The organism is Priestia sp. BR_2 (genome assembly GCF_041954005.1).
Taxonomy (GTDB): domain Bacteria; phylum Bacillota; class Bacilli; order Paenibacillales; family Paenibacillaceae; genus Paenibacillus_AQ; species Paenibacillus_AQ lautus_A.
The window spans coordinates 81,583-97,597 of sequence record NZ_JAVFHM010000275.1 but is presented as its reverse complement, the minus strand read 5'-3'; the positions used below and the strand labels follow the sequence as shown (position 1 = coordinate 97,597).

Genomic DNA, 16,015 nt, shown 5'->3' with positions numbered 1-16,015 from the left:
AACAGGATCCAATAATAGCACCAAAGCTGACAAAGATAGTGCCAATGAAAACGAATACAAAGTGATAAGATGGATGCGTAACAGAGAAAACGCTTCCATCTTTTATTGTTTTTTAGATTAAAAAGGGGGTTTACGCATTGAAAAAATTAATCAGCTTACTACTGGCTGGCGTTGTACTCTTGTCGGCATGTTCTTCGGGCGGTACGGAAGGCGGATCGGACAGCACCGGCAATTCCGGCAATGAAGGCAGTGCCGGGGCAAAAGAGATTACGGTTTGGGCTTGGGACCCGGCATTTAACATTGCGGCCATGAATGTTGCCAAGGAAGCCTACGCTCAAGTGAATCCGGATGTCACGATTAATGTGGTAGAGAATGCACAGGCCGATATCGTCCAAAAGCTGAACACAGGGCTCAATTCCGGTTCCACGAAAGGGTTGCCTAACATCGTGCTCATTGAGGATTACCGTGCACAGAGCTTCTTGCAAGCGTATCCGGATTCTTTCTACGAATTGACGGACATCGTGAAAGTGGACGATTTTGCGGATTACAAGATTGGCCCGACCAGCGTCGACGGCAAGCAGTACGGCGTTCCGTTTGACTCCGGCGTGACGGGAATGTACGTACGTACGGATTATCTCGAGCAGGCAGGCTACAGTCTGGACGACCTGCAGGACATCGACTGGAAGCAGTACATCGAGATTGGCAAAGCCGTCAAAGAGAAAACCGGCAAAAGCATGATTACGTTGGATCCTAATGATCTGGGACTTATTCGCATGATGATCCAATCCGCGGGGGCGTGGTATACGGCGGAAGACGGCAATACGCCGACGATTGCAGACAATGCTCCATTGAAGGAAGCCTTTGAATTGTACAAAGAAATGATGGATTCCGGCATCGTGAAGGTGAACTCGGACTGGAGCCAATTCGTCGGAGCATTCAACAGCGGTGAAGTGGCTACCGTGCCAACCGGAAACTGGATCACCCCTTCGATCAAAGCCGAAGCTTCCCAATCCGGTAAATGGGCGGTAGCCCCGCTGCCTAAGCTTGCGGCAACAGAAGGCTCTGTCCATGCATCCAACCTGGGCGGCAGCTCCTGGTATGTGATGAACGTTGAAGGCAAAGAAGCAGCTGCGGAGTTCCTCGCGAAGACATTTGCTTCCGATGCTGAGCTGTATCAGACATTGAATACAAAAGTCGGGGTCATCGGCACCCTGAAAGCGGCCGCAAGCGGAGAAGCTTACGCGGCAGCGGATGAGTATTTCCAAGGGCAGAAAGTCGTTTCGGACTTTGCCGCTTGGACCGAACAAATTCCTAACGTGAACTACGGCATGAACACTTACGCCATCGAGGACATTATGGTCGTTGCCATGCAGGCGTATCTCGGCGGTAAAGACGTGGAAACCGTTCTGAAAGATGCGCAGGCACAAGCCGATACGCAAATCCGTTAAACACACTTAGGCAGTACGATCTATGCCCTTGCTCCTTCTTCTCCTGTAAAGTGGACATCTGCTGAAGGAAGGGGAGCAAGGGTTTTATTATCTCTATCCGTAAGAATTGTGACCAACAGAAGGGTGTGGAGTGGTGTGAATGCAGAAAAAGCCAGGCTAAGCCCGCAAATTCACAAGGGCCTTAACAGTCAAAGACGGATACGTTTGACAGGCTGGTTCTTCGTCCTTGTGCCGGTCGTCATGATTGGTATTTTTTATTTCTATCCGATGGTTAAAGCGTTAATCCTATCCTTCAAATCGGGCAGGGGCAGCAATCTTCAGTTTGTCGGAATAGACAACTATATTCGCCTGTTCAGCGATACCACCTTCCTTACGGCCGTCAAGAATACGTTTATTTACTTACTTGTTCAGGTCCCGGTTATGCTGGTGCTGGCGCTCTTTATCGCTGTGCTGCTCAATGACGATCGATTGAAGTTCAAAGGTTTTTTCAGAACGGCTATTTTCCTGCCGACGGTAACGTCGCTTGTAGCATACTCCGTCGTTTTTAAGTACATGTTCGGAGCTGACGGCATCGTCAATAAATTTCTGGTGAATCTTCATCTCATCCGGGAGCCGATTCAATGGATTACCGACCCGTTCTGGGCCAAAGTCACGATTATCATCGCGATCACCTGGCGTTTTACAGGCTATAATATGATTTTCTATTTATCGTCACTGCAAAATATCGATAAATCCGTATATGAAGCTGCACGCATCGATGGTGCGAATGCCTTCACGCAATTTTTCAAAATTACGATTCCGCTCTTGAAGCCGATCATCTTGTTTACGACGATCACATCGACTATTGGAACGCTTCAGTTGTTTGACGAGGTGGTCAACATCACCAAAGGCGGCCCCGGAAACGCAACCATGTCGATATCGCAATATATTTACAATCTTTCCTTCGAATACACGCCAGACTTTGGGTACGCAGCTACCGTTTCTTATTCGATCGTACTGATGGTGGTCATATTGACGATGATCCAGAACAAAGTTGGAGGTGACAAGAGATCATGAGAACCAAACGCGTGTTTACTTACCTGTTTTTAATTATCGCTGCCCTGATCTCCATCTTTCCGTTTATCTGGATGGTTGTCAGTGCCACCAATCCGTCCGTGGACGTAACGAAAGGGACGCTGCTGCCGGGTTCGCACCTGGTCAAGAATATCAACAATCTGTTCAGTTCCGTGGACATGTGGCAAGCTCTATGGAATTCCGCAAAAATCTCGGTGGTGACTACCGTGCTTTCACTGCTGGTTGCATCAGCCGCTGGTTACGGATTTGAGATGTACCGTAGCCGCGGCAAAGATATCGTATTTAATATCCTCCTGGCCTCGATGATGATTCCGTTCGCGGCGATCATGGTGCCTTTATTTCAGATGTTTGCTAAGGTATCGGGGGTTGTACCCTTTCTAGGCATTGATACGGCAGGGGCTGTCATTCTGCCGACATTCACGACGGCCTTCCTGATCTTCTTCTTCCGCCAAAGCACAAAAATGTTTCCGAAGGACATGATGGAAGCCGGTCGCATCGACGGACTCTCGGAGATCGGCTTGTTTTTCCGCATTTATATGCCGACGATGAAATCGACCTATGCCGCCGCCGCGATTATTACGTTCCTGAACAGCTGGAACAACTATTTGTGGCCGCTGATCGTGCTGCAATCGCCGGAGAATATGACCGTGCCCCTGCTGATATCGAACCTGGGATCAGGCTACGCTCCCGACTACGGTTTGATCATGTCTGCGATTGTCATTACGACGCTGCCGACGGCAATGGTGTTCTTCATGATGCAGAAGCAGTTTGTTGCCGGAATGACAGGTTCAGTTAAATAATAAGGAGGAGAACAGATGAAACAGCAGGTTGAACGGGGAGTCGCGCCAAGTCTTGCATGGTTGTCCGATCCCGGCATATTCGCGGTAGGCAGGATGCCTGCGCACTCCGATCACCGATACTACGCAACGATACGGGAAGCCGAATGGCTTGGAGAGATGCCTTGGCGCCACAGTCTGAATGGAAGCTGGAAGTTTAGTTATGCGCATAACGCCAAGGAACGCCAAGCGGATTTTTATACAATGGACGCATCCTGCAGAGGATGGGATGATATTGGGGTTCCCGGACATATCCAGCTTCAGGGTTACGGGCAGCCGCAATACGTGAACACCATGTACCCATGGGACGGTGTGGAGTTTCTTAGACCCCCGATGATCTCAGAGGACCACAATCCCGTGGGCAGCTATGTGAAGTATTTCGACGTTCCTGCCGGCTGGCAGCAGCGTCCGTTGTACATTTCTTTTCAGGGAGTTGAATCGGCTTTCTATCTATGGCTGAACGGGGAGTTTGTCGGTTACAGCGAAGACAGCTTTACGCCGAGCGAATTCGACCTCACGCCGTACTTGGCGGAAGGCGAGAATAAGCTGGCTGTAGAGGTCTATCAACGCAGCACCGGAAGCTGGCTGGAGGATCAGGACTTTTGGCGCTTTTCCGGAATTTTTCGCGACGTGTATCTATACACGGTACCAGACGTTCATGTTCAGGATCTGCATGTTCAGACCGATTTGGATGAAACGTATGAACTTGGAACGCTGAAGGCTGCCATGCAGCTTAAGGGCAGGCCTGCTTCGAAAATAGTCTTTGAGCTTAAGGATGCAGCAGGAAATCCAGTGGTCCGGGGGGAAACCGGAGCTTCCGAGGGAACGGCGTCGATTGCGTTAGCTGCGGGAAAGGTCAAGCGGTGGAGCGCAGAAGAACCTAATTTATATACACTGTACGTATCCGTCTATGACGCATCCGGAAACCTTGTGGAGGTCGTGCCGCAAAAGATAGGTTTTCGCAAATTCGAGATGATCGACAAGGTGATGCTCTTAAACGGCAAGCGCATTATATTCAAAGGCGTCAACCGGCACGAATTCAATTCCCATCGCGGACGCTGCATTACGAAAGAGGATATGCTGTGGGATATCAAGACATTGAAGCAGGCGAATATCAACGCCGTTCGGACGTCCCATTATCCGAATCAGACGCTGTGGTACGAGCTGTGTGACGAGTACGGCGTGTACGTCATCGACGAGATGAATCTGGAGACGCATGGATCGTGGCAGAAAATGGGGGCTGTTGAGCCATCCTGGAACATACCGGGCAGCAGGCCGGAATGGCAGGATATCGTTCTGGATCGTGCGATTTCCATGATCGAGAGGGACAAGAACCACCCATCGATATTGATCTGGTCTTGCGGCAACGAGTCTTATGCGGGTGAAGTCATTCGAAACGTTGCGAATGTTTTCCGGGAGAAGGACCCTACCCGGCTCGTGCATTACGAAGGAGTGTTCCATAACCGGGAATATGACGATGCGAGCGATATGGAGAGCCGCATGTATGCAAAACCTGCAGATATTGAACAGTATCTGCAAAACGAACCTTCCAAGCCCTATATCAGCTGCGAGTATATGCATGCCATGGGCAATTCCGTCGGCGGATTGCATAAATACACGGAGCTGGAACGGAAGTATCCGATGTATCAAGGCGGCTTCATCTGGGATTTCATGGATCAGGTTATCGTGAAACATGATCGTTACGGCAAGCCTTTTATGGCTTATGGAGGGGATTTTGACGACCGCTCAACGGATTACAACTTCTCCGGCAACGGCATCGTATATGCAAATCGGACATGGTCCCCCAAAATGCAGGAAGTGAAATTCCTGTATCAGAACATCAAGCTGACACCGGATCGTTATGGCGTCACGATCCGAAACGAGAATTTGTTCGTGGGTTTGGATGCTTATCATGTTAAATACTCTCTATACCATGAAGGCAGGGAAATCTATAGCGGAGCTGTATGCACCCAGGTTGGTCCCGGCGAAGAGAGATATGTAAAGCTGGAACTGCCTGAGGCCGGGTATCCAGCCGGGGAGTATACGCTAGACGTTACACTCGTGACCAAGAAGGAGTCGTTATGGGCGGAAGCCGGGTATGAAATTGCTTTTGGACAGTTTGTTTTCCAAGTGGAGGACACGTTGGCTGTTGATGATACTAATAATGCGTCGTCGGAGGCAGAACGCCTGCAATCAGGTTCAGAGGTATCGCAGGATAAGCCGGCGAATGATTTCCGTGTAGTTGAAGGGGACGTAAATATCGGCGTTCACGGACGCGATTTCTCCGTCATGTTCTCGAAGCAGGCAGGGACCCTCATATCGGTCAAGTATGCGGGACGGGAGATGATCTCTTCGCCGCCGGCGCCGCTCTTCTGGAGAGCGATGACGGATAACGATAAAGGGGCCGGACTGCCGTTCGACTCCGCGCTTTGGTATGCAGCAAGCCTGACTCGAAGAACGGAAAGCTGCGAGCTAATGGAGTACTCAGACCGCGCAACCGTGACCTACGTGTATAAACTGAGCGTATCCGAAGGAATACGGGTGCGTGTATCCTACACGGTGTTTACCGATGGCAGCATTCACGTAAAGTCGGGGTATCAAGGAGAGCCGGGGCTGCCGAAGCTGCCGATCTTTGCTCTTACCTTCAAAGTGCCGGCGGACTACGACAACCTGGATTGGTATGCAAACGGGCCGGAAGAGAACTATATCGATCGTGCGTTCGGAGCTAGATTATGTCGCTTCCGAAGTCGTGCGGCGGATCATGTTTCAGCCTATTTGGTACCGCAGGAATCGGGCAATCGTACAGGCGTGCGGGAGGTATCCATAACGAGCGATCAAGGTCATGGTCTCACGATAAAAGCCTCGGCGGCAGCACCGGTTGAAGCGAATATATCGCCCTATACCGCATTTGAGCTGGAGAATGCGACGCATCATTATGAGCTGCCGAATGTTCACCATACCGTTGTTACCATTGCCGGTCGGCAAATGGGGGTTGGGGGTGACGACAGCTGGGGGGCTCCGGTTCATGACGAGTATCAACTCGATTCTTCGACGGACATGTCCTTTGAATTTACGATATGCAAAAGCCTATTCATGAAATAGCAGAATGCCAAACAACGCTCGGCTCACCAATATGGTTGGGCCGAGCGTTGTTTCATGCCTTCGTTGTAAGCTTGATCAGCACAACTGTAGTATGAATCCGTCATATGCCGCGTCCCGCATCATCGAATTTGATTCCGAAAGCGACTGTTAAAACCATGTGATGTATGTTATATTTTGGATAATTTCGGTTGACGTTCGATGAAGAAGGACTTTGCGCTGCATATTAAGCAGGACGAGAACGGGAAGTACAAATTCTTTGACATGTCATTTGAGAAACGGATTTATTTCCCTGATATGTAAAACCGGAGGTGTCCGATATGGAGTTGAACAATGATGCTAAAGAAATGGCTTCTGCTGCTGAAGAAAATCAGCAAAAGAAAAAAGAACGACGCCCGATGTCGACCAGCAGCGGGCTCCTGGAATCGGCCATCGACAAGTTTGCCAGAGAAGGCGGCTTTGACGACTTTCCGTTGAAGGGAAAGCCGATCAAGATCGAAGACGGCGATGTGCTAACCAGTATCATGAAGAACGCGAATTACCAGCCGGCATGGGTGGAGCTGAGAAAAGAGATCGCCGCCGACATCAAGCGTCTTTTGGACCGTCCGGAACCGAATGCGGTTCCCGAGGCCGAGGTGGAGGCCATCAACCAGAAAATTATGAAGTATAACCGGATCGTTCCGAATCCGCAGCTGCAAAAAGGCCTCCTGTCCGGGACCCATTTGCACGCAGCCTATGAAAAGTGGGAGTAGAGAATATCTTAAATGTGCTCCCCGTTACCGTCCAGGTGAACAAGCGAAAGAGACTCTAAAGTTATCCGCTTTAGGGTCTCTTTTGAATAGGGTTCATTGGGCCAAGGCCGAGCCAATCAGGGAAGCGGATTCCAGCAGTTACTTCCTGCCGCTGCGCCAAGCATCCAGCTGCTTCTGCACCTCTCGTATCACGTCATCCATGCCTGCTTGCTTCAGCTCCTCGTTAAACTTGGGGAGGATCGCATCGACATCCACGGAGCCCGTCATGAGGCTTGGATAATATTTATGCCAGACCATCTCGATGTTATCGGTTTGAGCGGTCAGCGCGGATAGATCCGGCGTAAATCCAAGCACGGTGGAATTGACGACTCCGGCGTTGTATTGACGGAATTGCTCCCATTTGTCGAGGGGGTCCGGGTTATCGCCGCCCATGGTTTTCAGGATAAACCAATTCCCCTGCGTGTACTGCACACCTGAATAGCTGCTTGCGGGCGCATCCGGGATCGGTTCGCCATGGCTGTCTTTGTCTGTTTTCGGAACGACCTGCCCCTGTTCGTCCAATGTGTAGTGGATGCCTTCGATCCCATAATTGAATAAATTCCGTACTTCGGGGTCCGTATTAAGCAAATTCAGAAACTTAATGCATTCTACGGGGTGCTTGGTATTGGCATTAACGGTCATGATGCCTCCCCGGACGGATTCCGTAGTAACCGTGCTGGGGGTTACGGGATTCGCTACAATCTTATAACCGCGATCCTTGCTCCAAGTCGTCTCCGAGAGCGGCCCCCCGCCGGAGGACTTCCAGAACACCTTGGCGCCTCGTTTGAGCCCTCCCGGCTCGCGCAGCGCCGCGTCCTTATTGATGAAGCCTTGCTTATAATAATGCCGCAGCGTATCGAGAACCTGCCGGGCTTCCTTGGTTTCGAAGATATTCACCACCGGTGCGTCCGGGTCGAGCGATTTGATCATCAAGGGCACTTTATGGTTCATGATGTATTCGTATCCGTAGAGAGCGAAGAAATTATGGGAATCCCGATCCAACTCCATAGGGATGTAATCCGGCTCTTTCTGCTGAATCATCCGGAGGAGAGGCTCAAGCGATTCCAGCGTATTGTACTTGGTGATGTCGATATGGTGTTTGTCCACGATCGAGGCGGGGTACATCCACTGATCGCGTACGGCTAACTCCTTATTGGTAGGGACGCCGTAAATGCTGCCGTCGTTCATGCGGACCCCCTGCCAAAAGGTGGGATCGATGGCCTCGTACATATCCTTGCCCAGGCCGGCCAGGTGGTCATCAAGCCTCAGCCAGGCTCCACGCATCGCGGTGGTTGCATAGTCGGGCGCAAAAGCAATGTCGAACGGGCTTCCGGCGGATATCAGCGTGTTCAGCCGATCTTCATATTCCTGCCAGCTTACCTTGATATAGGTGATCGTCACGCCGATCTTGCGAGCCATGATTTCATTGATTTTATCATTGACGAGGCGAAGATCCTTATCGGGCTCACCGATCGTATAATAGATCAGGTTGACCGTGTCGCCGACATGCGGTTCATCGTCAAAGCCAGGCTGTCCGAAGCAGCCGGTTGTATAGAATGTGAACAGCAGCAGCATGCTGATCATCATTAAAGACCGTAAGCGTCTAGCGTATTTAACCATCGATGTCCTCCTTTCCGCCACGTATGCGTTACCCTTTTCCCCGCAGTTCAGAAGGAGATTTCCCGAAAAAGCTGTGAAAATGCGTATAAAAATAATTGAGATTGTTATAGCCCACGGAAAACGCGATATAGGAAATTTTCTCATCCGTCGATTGAATTCTCTCCTGTGCCAGAAGCATGCGGTAAGCCATCAGGTATTCGGAAAACTTCATCGCGGTTTCTTTGAGAAACAATTGTCCGAGGTAGGTGCTGTTCATCTGGAAACGCTCCGCCACGGATTTCAAGGTGATGTTCTGAGCATACTCCGTCCTGATCATCAGCAGAATCCGGTTCACCAGCTTGGATAAGCTGTCATAGCTAACGCCAAGCACCGGATCCTGGTTCAAGCTTTCGCCGTTTCGGTTACCTATCGAACCGCCCAGATCCTCGACGATGATCTTCTCGATCACTTGCTGCAGCTTGGTACGTTCGACCGGCTTGAGCAGATAGTCTTTGACGCCGCACCGAATGGCTTCCTGGGCATACTTGAATTCGCTGTAGCCGCTCATGATGATGTATTTCGTAGGGATTTGAAATTCGTTGAGTCTCTGGATCGCTTCATATCCAAGCTCCTTGCCGATGCAGACATCGAAAATGGCGACGTCCGGCAGCAGGTCCACCACCTTGGACATCGCTTCACCCGTGGATTCACAGGTTTCGATCCGTCCAAATCCGTATTGCTTCCAATCCAGGATTCGCTTCATTCCCTCCAAAATCTGAGGTTCGTCATCCACAATCATCAGTTTGTACATGTTCAATCACCTCTTTTGAAATCCGCACGGAAATTTTGACTCCAGCTTCCTCATTATTCTCAATCTCGATCGAAAGGCCGTTTCCATAAAAGAAATGAAGGCGCGTATATACGTTGCGCAGTCCGATACTATGGGAAGAAGTTTCATCATGGTTGGACAGCGTGCTGCGAACGATATCCAAACGTTCCGGCGGAATCCCGCTTCCGTTGTCCACGAATTCCAGCACATAACCATCATCCGCTTCAAAGCCGTTGACGACGTACAGATTAAACTCATGATTCGCGTTAAAGCCATGAATGAAAAAATTCTCAGCCAGGGGCTGCATCCAGAATTTCACGGTAGGGATCGAGTGCAGCGCCGGCTCGACATTGATTTGATAATAAAAACGCTCGGGATACTTGAACTCCATAATCTCCAAGTACTTCTGCAGCAATTCCAGCTCGCTAGCAATCGAGATGATATTTTCCTTTTTGACGATTTCACGATAGAGCGTGCCTAACGTAGCAATGGCGTCGGCGGTGTCTCGGTCCTGATTCACTAGCGCCGTGGAGCGGATAACCTCCAGCGTATTGTATAAAAAATGAGGGTTGATTTGGTGTTGAAGCGCTTTCATTTCAGTTTCCTGCTGCTTGATCTTGAGCAGATATTCATTGCGGATATGCTTGTCCAGCTGCTGAATCATATCGTCCAATTCCCGGGCGATCATGCCGTATTCGTTGCGACGGTACCGGGCGGGGCGGTTCGGCGTAAAATTGGCCATTTTCACCCGTCCGATCGATTGAATGATGCGGCGGAGGAAGAGGGCATCGTCCCGCATATTGTATGCGATGAGAAGAAGCACGCTGACCATGGCCGTCAATACGATCAGAAAGATGGCGACCAGCATCCCGGCATGCTGACGAATCAGCATGGATAAATCAATGATGCTAATAAATTTGAAATTAAACTTGGTGGACGGAAAGGAAACGAACAAGATATGCTTCCGTACACCCCTCGATATAAAACCATGGCTGCGGCCGTCTGCCTCGGCCAGTCGGGACAGCTCCTCCAAGTCCTGGTCCTGTCCATTGCCGATGAGGTAGGTTTCGCCGGTAGCACTGACCGCGGCGGCATTGCCAAACCGGAAATTTCGAATGGATTTAAAGATTTGATCGCTGCTGACCAAAAAGCGCATTTCCCCGAACTCCTGAGCGCCCGGCGTCGGATTCGACAGTTTCTTGCGATAGACGAAGCCCTTCATAATCGTATCGCGGAACGCCTCGTCCGTATTCGGCAGCCCGAAGGTAAAGCTTGTTATCCCGTGCTCATTAAAACGTACGACATTGCCGTAATGGCCGGTATGCAGGCTAATCTGCGTGATTTCGCCCTGCGCCCAGCTGTACAGATAGGTCTTCACATCCTCGGGAAACGAAACCAGAGGCTGGGAGAAATGGCTGTTCTGCAGCCTGCTGGTTAAATAGCCTTCCGCGCTGCTGCTTAGAAAGCTGCGAGCATCGTCAATCAGTCCGGGATTGGAGTAGATGCGCTGCATGTAAGCCTCGATTCGGTCAGCATCATACTGCAGCTCATTCTCCACGCGCGCAAAGGCATTAGCCGCCTCGATGCGGGCATTGCCCACCCATTGATTCAGCAGCATGGCACTGGTCAGCGTACCAAGCGTCAGACCGATGACCACGACGAAGATGACATAGGCAATAAACTTGTGGCGATAGATTTTGATTTGTAAAAATGAGCCCATACGACACCTCAATTGCAGCAGGTCGCTTTAAATATGCGCAGCTTAATCTCAATGTAACACGATTCACGCCAAGCTTCATAGATAGGATGGAAAAAGCATCCCTTAAAAGTGTCCTAATAAGGGATGCGCAGGAATTTACTTGAAGTAATTGTTGATCTGCTCTTGGGCGGCTTGCATGATGGTGTCCATGCCGGCCGACTTTAATTCAGCGGTGACCTTCGGTATCACTTTCTCCGGATCGGATGCTCCTGTAATGATTTCATATTTGTATTTATCCCACACGGCCTGGCAGTTCGCCACTTCGGTCTGAAGATCGGTGATGTCCAGCGCAAAGCCGAGGACGGTGGAGGAGGTCGCTGCATCGTTCAGCTTTTTAACCTGCTCCCATTGATCTTCAGGAGCGCCTTTCGTAACCGCCAGATTAAAGAACGTGCCTTGCGTGTAAGCCGCGAGCGGCCAAGTATCGGATGTACGCTCAATCACTTTTTCGCCATCGACGTTGTTGTAATCCACGCCCAACTCGCCGAATGCCAGCATATTGCGAAGTTTAGGATCCGTATTCACCAACTCGAGGTATTTCAAGGCTTCCTTCTTATACTTGGAATTCGCCGAAATCGCGTTCAGCGAGCCTTGGATCGTACTGGTGGTATAGATCGGCCCGTAATGCTGAACCATATCGTACTTCTCGATGGCGTCATTGATCTGCCAGCTGATCTCGGCTCCCGGGAATGCCTGGGCTGCAAAGAACGGTCTGCCTTTGTCGTTCTCCGTCTTCGTCGGCGCATCCGGGTTGATGATGCCATCCTGGTACCATTGATGCAGCAGCTTCAGATTAGCCACAACATCAGGCTGCTCCAGCACGGAGACAACCGTGCGCGATGCGTCGTCCGCTTTGACGCCGATCGGAGGGAAGCCCAGGGTTAAATCGTCATAGTCGTTAAAGAAGCCGTTCAAGCCTTCGCCTTGCGTCATTGGCAGCGGATAGAAGCTTTTGCCTTCGCCGGCCTTCATGTCATGAAGCGGCTTATCCAGGTCCTGCAATGTTTTGATATTGTTGATGTCGATATTGTACTTTTGCACGTACTTATCATCGAATACCCAGTACTGCGTCAGCGCGGAATCCTTGTAAGTCGGAACGGAATAATATTTGCCGCCGATCTTTGTGCCTTCCCATACCTTCTCGGGAATCAATTTGTATAAGTCCGGCGTTTCGCTCTGAACCAGATCCGTAATATCGGCAAACGCGCCCATAGTCACTTGCTTGCTGTATTTACCGCTGTTCGTGAACATGATGTCGAATGGCTCGCCGGTATTCACGATGGTATTCATTTTGGTGTCCCATTCACCCCAGCTGGCTACCTTGATGTCGACCTTCACGCCAATCTTCTCGGCCGTGTAGGCATTCATGGCATCCACCGCTTTGCTGAAATTGTTAGGCACTTGGCCGCCGATGGTCCACCAGGTCAACGTCGGTACATCCTTGCTTGACGTTTCGGTGTCATTGGATGTGTCCGGCGTCGCTTGGGATCCGTCTGTCGCAGGTGCAGGCTTCGAGCCGCCGCAGGCTGCCAAAGCAGTCAACATAAGCGTCAGCACGCACAGCGTAGAGATGAACTTTAATGCTCTTTTCATTTCATTTCCCCCTTTTTGAAGTTGAATTACCTAAGTGTGTACAGCGGATATTTATCATAAACCAAGCTTGTCTTGGTTTATTTCGTCATTAGCCCTTCACGGCGCCGACCGTCAATCCGGAAATAAAATACTTCTGGAAGAAAGGGTAGGCGAATGCTACAGGCAGCACGATGAGAATGGCGACCGCCATGCGGGCGGATTCCTTCGGCATCGTTGCGACGAGCATGGCATAGCTTACGCCCATACTCGCAGCATTCTTCGCGAGTGCGTCCACATTGCTCATTAGGCTGTTGAGCAGCGCTTGCAGGGAATAGAGGTTCTGGTTGTCGATATACAGCATCGATTGGAACCAGTCGTTCCAGTAAGCAAAGCAGAGAAACAGTCCGATGGTGGCGATGACCGGCAGCGAGATCGGCATGATGATGGAGAAGAAGATTCGCAGCTGGCTCGCGCCGTCGATTTCGGCTGATTCGATCAGCCCGTCGGGAATCGTGCTTTTGAAAAAGGTTTTGCATATGATGACGTTGAACGATGAAACGGCGAGCGGGAGAATCAGCGCCCAGATGCTATCTTTCAGTCCCAGCAAATTCGTGTTGATGAAGTAGCTGGATACCAAGCCGCCGTTGAATACCATCGGAATGAATACCACCCAGGTCAGAAATCCCCTCAACTTATAGTTGGGACGAGAGAGAACGTAACCCATGGAGGCGGTCAGCAGCACCCCGAGCACGGTACCGACCACGGTCACGAGGGCGGATACGCCGAGGGCCCGCAGAATCATCGTTCCCTGCTTGATGATGTAGACGTAAGCCTCGGTCGACATGGCGACCGGCAGCAGATGATACCCGGTCTCACGGATGGACTCCTCGCTGGAGAAGGAGATGGACAGGACAACGATTACAGGTATGACGCAGAGCAGCGCCAACAGAATGAAGATCAGGTTGAACAAAAGGTTGACGGCTTTGTTCGTGCGGTTAAACTTCTCAAGGCCTGTCTGATAAGTAGATTTCGATGTCATCTTCTTGCCTCCTTACATCATCGCGCTATCGGGATCGATTCGGCGAACGATCCAGTTAGCGGCCAGAATCGTAGCGCATCCCAGAACAGACTGTACGAAAGCGGCTGCGGATGCCATGCCCACGGTGGCCGTTTTCAGTTGTTTATACACCATGACATCGATCGTTGTCGCCACGTTGAACAGCGAATTGGAGTCTCGCGTGACCTGAAAGAACAAACCGAAATCGGTGTAAAATATGCGCCCTACCGCCAGTATGAACATCATGACGATCACCAGCTTGAGCATGGGCAGCGTAATGAATCTTGTCTGCTGCCAAATGGACGCGCCATCGATGACGGCTGCTTCATAATAGGTGCTGTCTATGCTCGTGATGGTCGCCAGATAGATGACCATGCCATAGCCCAGGCCCTTCCAGACATTCAAGAGAATCAGAAAAAACGGCCAATACTTCGGCTCCATATACCAGTTAATGGGATCGCTGCCCATCGAGACGAGCATTTGATTGACGATCCCTTTATCGAAGCTCAGGAACGCCCAGCCTACGGCGGATACGACGACCCACGACAGGAAATAGGGGAGGAACATCATCGTCTGATAAACTTTGCTGGCTTTGCGGCTGTGGAGGAGGCCGATCATGATCGCGAACAAGACGGGCAGAACGATCCCCAGCACAATAAACACAATATTGTATCCTATCGTGTTTCGAATAATGATCCAGGCGTCATTCGACTTGAACAGAAATTCGAAGTTTTTGAGCCCGATCCAAGGGCTGTTGAACACGTTGCTCAAGAACCCGCCGCTAATCTTGAAATTTTTGAAGGCGATAATGATCCCGAACATCGGTAAGAAACTAAACAGGATGTACCAGATCGTGGTTGGCAGCGCCAAGAGGGTCAATTCCGTATCCTGCTTGTGCCAGCGCATTCGTAAGCGCTTTCGTTTTTTGGGTTCGGCTTGAGAGCTCATGTCTGTCACTCCTTACGGTGTAATCTCGCTTGTCGTGCACTTGTTGATTTCATTGTATAAGAGGAGGAAACGCTGCTTCCAGATAACAAACTTGATACTATAGTCAACAAACGTTAGGTTCGAAAGACTTGTTAGGACGGACATTTACAGAACATGGTTTTTTATTATAATATTTCAAGGCCGTTCTCCAAGAGTTCTTTCAATGTCTTCAAGCAAAACCAGGGGTATAATATAATTGAAATCTCATAGGAATAAGGAGGCTGCACATGAAGGTAGTAATCATTGGCGCAAGCGGCACGATCGGACGAGCAGTCGCTAAAGAATTAGAAAAAAATCACGAAATCGTACATGCTGGGCGAAACGGCTTCGATGCCCAAGTGGATATTACTTCCGTCAACAGCATTAAAGACATGTATAAAAAAATCGGAAAAGTGGATGCGGTCATCAGCGCAACAGGCGGTGCGCATTTTGGTCCTATTGCAGAATTGACGCCGGAGCTAAATGAGATTAGCATTGAAAGCAAACTTAAGGACCAAATTAATCTAGTCCTTCTAGGACTGGATTATATGAATGACGGAGGAAGCTTTACCTTAACAACCGGAATTATGATGGATGATCCCATTCCTCAGGGCGCATCGGGGGCCATGGCAAACGGCGGTGTCAAGGCTTTCGTTAAATCCGCAGCCATTGAAATGCCAAGGGGAATTCGCATAAACAGCGTAAGCCCTAATGTTTTAGTGGAGTCCCTAGAAAAATATGGCGAGTTTTTCCCGGGCTTTGAAGCCGTGCCGGCCGCACGTGTAGCGCTTGCGTATAAAAAGAGTGTGGAAGGGGCTCAAACCGGGCAAAACTATGAAGTTTATTAATGAGAAAAGTGCACAAAACTAGAAAAAAGAATCCGGGTTTAATCCGGATTCTTTTTTCTTTCGTTCATCTGCAGCTATTGAACAAAGGGAAAACTAGAGCGTTATATGTAAATATAATCACTTCTATAGGAAAATAA

12 protein-coding genes are annotated in these 16,015 nt (G+C 50.1%); 6 read left to right on the top strand and 6 right to left on the bottom strand.

Annotated elements, in window-relative coordinates; all coding sequences use genetic code 11:
- Window positions 1–137 precede the first annotated feature (137 nt).
- From RB298_RS21115 to RB298_RS21095, 5 genes are all read left to right on the top strand, one after another.
- Window positions 138–1,448, top strand: a complete 1,311-nt coding sequence (locus tag RB298_RS21115) for an ABC transporter substrate-binding protein (RefSeq protein WP_213579494.1) — start codon at window positions 138–140, stop codon at window positions 1,446–1,448.
- 240 nt (window positions 1,449–1,688) lie between these two features.
- A complete protein-coding gene (locus RB298_RS21110) occupies window positions 1,689–2,504 on the top strand; it encodes a carbohydrate ABC transporter permease (protein ID WP_486048456.1) in 816 nt (271 codons plus the stop codon).
- Complete coding sequence (locus RB298_RS21105; RefSeq protein ID WP_096776208.1) at window positions 2,501–3,322, top strand: carbohydrate ABC transporter permease; 822 nt, start codon at window positions 2,501–2,503, stop codon at window positions 3,320–3,322. The genes RB298_RS21110 and RB298_RS21105 overlap by 4 nt, the downstream gene beginning before the upstream one ends.
- Before the next feature lie 15 nt (window positions 3,323–3,337).
- Window positions 3,338–6,460 carry a beta-galactosidase, LacZ type gene (gene lacZ / locus RB298_RS21100; RefSeq protein ID WP_486048426.1) on the top strand — a complete coding sequence of 1,041 codons (3,123 nt, stop codon included), beginning with the start codon at window positions 3,338–3,340 and terminating at the stop codon, window positions 6,458–6,460.
- Window positions 6,461–6,777: 317 nt separating this feature from the next.
- A complete protein-coding gene (locus RB298_RS21095; RefSeq protein ID WP_486048424.1) occupies window positions 6,778–7,209 on the top strand; it encodes a DnaJ family domain-containing protein in 432 nt (143 codons plus the stop codon).
- Between the two features lie 138 nt (window positions 7,210–7,347).
- Here RB298_RS21095 and RB298_RS21090 read toward each other — a convergent pair whose 3' ends face one another.
- The 6 genes from RB298_RS21090 to RB298_RS21065 all read right to left on the bottom strand — a co-directional run bounded on the left by RB298_RS21090 (window position 7,348) and on the right by RB298_RS21065 (window position 15,012).
- Window positions 7,348–8,868: an ABC transporter substrate-binding protein gene (locus tag RB298_RS21090; protein WP_486048422.1), complete on the bottom strand. Its 1,521-nt coding sequence runs from the start codon at window positions 8,866–8,868 to the stop codon at window positions 7,348–7,350.
- A gap of 28 nt (window positions 8,869–8,896) precedes the next feature.
- Window positions 8,897–9,658, bottom strand: a complete 762-nt coding sequence (locus RB298_RS21085; protein WP_375121646.1) for a response regulator transcription factor — start codon at window positions 9,656–9,658, stop codon at window positions 8,897–8,899.
- The gene (locus tag RB298_RS21080; protein ID WP_486048420.1) at window positions 9,633–11,396 is read right to left on the bottom strand and encodes a sensor histidine kinase; all 1,764 of its coding nucleotides are present in this window, start codon (window positions 11,394–11,396) and stop codon (window positions 9,633–9,635) included. Before RB298_RS21080 ends, RB298_RS21085 begins: the two co-directional genes overlap by 26 nt.
- Before the next feature lie 135 nt (window positions 11,397–11,531).
- The gene (locus RB298_RS21075; protein ID WP_486048418.1) at window positions 11,532–13,028 is read right to left on the bottom strand and encodes an ABC transporter substrate-binding protein; all 1,497 of its coding nucleotides are present in this window, start codon (window positions 13,026–13,028) and stop codon (window positions 11,532–11,534) included.
- 88 nt (window positions 13,029–13,116) lie between these two features.
- Window positions 13,117–14,046 (bottom strand): carbohydrate ABC transporter permease, encoded by a 930-nt coding sequence (locus RB298_RS21070; protein ID WP_145037045.1) that lies wholly within the window; start codon window positions 14,044–14,046, stop codon window positions 13,117–13,119.
- Between the two features lie 12 nt (window positions 14,047–14,058).
- Window positions 14,059–15,012: an ABC transporter permease gene (locus RB298_RS21065; RefSeq protein WP_096776201.1), complete on the bottom strand. Its 954-nt coding sequence runs from the start codon at window positions 15,010–15,012 to the stop codon at window positions 14,059–14,061.
- Window positions 15,013–15,278: 266 nt separating this feature from the next.
- Between RB298_RS21065 and RB298_RS21060 the strand changes: the two genes are divergently transcribed.
- The gene (locus RB298_RS21060; protein ID WP_486048416.1) at window positions 15,279–15,878 is read left to right on the top strand and encodes a short chain dehydrogenase; all 600 of its coding nucleotides are present in this window, start codon (window positions 15,279–15,281) and stop codon (window positions 15,876–15,878) included.
- The last annotated feature ends 137 nt before the right edge of the window (window positions 15,879–16,015 follow it).

What these genes read in the sequence shown, in the direction of transcription:
- RB298_RS21095 (WP_486048424.1), top strand. Translation starts at nt 6,778, where the DNA reads ATGGAGTTGAACAATGATGCTAAAGAAATGGCTTCTGCTGCTGAAGAA.
- RB298_RS21090 (WP_486048422.1), bottom strand. Translation starts at nt 8,868, where the DNA reads ATGGTTAAATACGCTAGACGCTTACGGTCTTTAATGATGATCAGCATG.
- RB298_RS21065 (WP_096776201.1), bottom strand. Translation starts at nt 15,012, where the DNA reads ATGAGCTCTCAAGCCGAACCCAAAAAACGAAAGCGCTTACGAATGCGC.
- RB298_RS21085 (WP_375121646.1), bottom strand. Translation starts at nt 9,658, where the DNA reads ATGTACAAACTGATGATTGTGGATGACGAACCTCAGATTTTGGAGGGA.
- RB298_RS21060 (WP_486048416.1), top strand. Translation starts at nt 15,279, where the DNA reads ATGAAGGTAGTAATCATTGGCGCAAGCGGCACGATCGGACGAGCAGTC.
- RB298_RS21075 (WP_486048418.1), bottom strand. Translation starts at nt 13,028, where the DNA reads ATGAAAAGAGCATTAAAGTTCATCTCTACGCTGTGCGTGCTGACGCTT.
- RB298_RS21110 (WP_486048456.1), top strand. Translation starts at nt 1,689, where the DNA reads ATGATTGGTATTTTTTATTTCTATCCGATGGTTAAAGCGTTAATCCTA.
- RB298_RS21080 (WP_486048420.1), bottom strand. Translation starts at nt 11,396, where the DNA reads ATGGGCTCATTTTTACAAATCAAAATCTATCGCCACAAGTTTATTGCC.
- lacZ (WP_486048426.1), top strand. Translation starts at nt 3,338, where the DNA reads ATGAAACAGCAGGTTGAACGGGGAGTCGCGCCAAGTCTTGCATGGTTG.
- RB298_RS21070 (WP_145037045.1), bottom strand. Translation starts at nt 14,046, where the DNA reads ATGACATCGAAATCTACTTATCAGACAGGCCTTGAGAAGTTTAACCGC.
- RB298_RS21105 (WP_096776208.1), top strand. Translation starts at nt 2,501, where the DNA reads ATGAGAACCAAACGCGTGTTTACTTACCTGTTTTTAATTATCGCTGCC.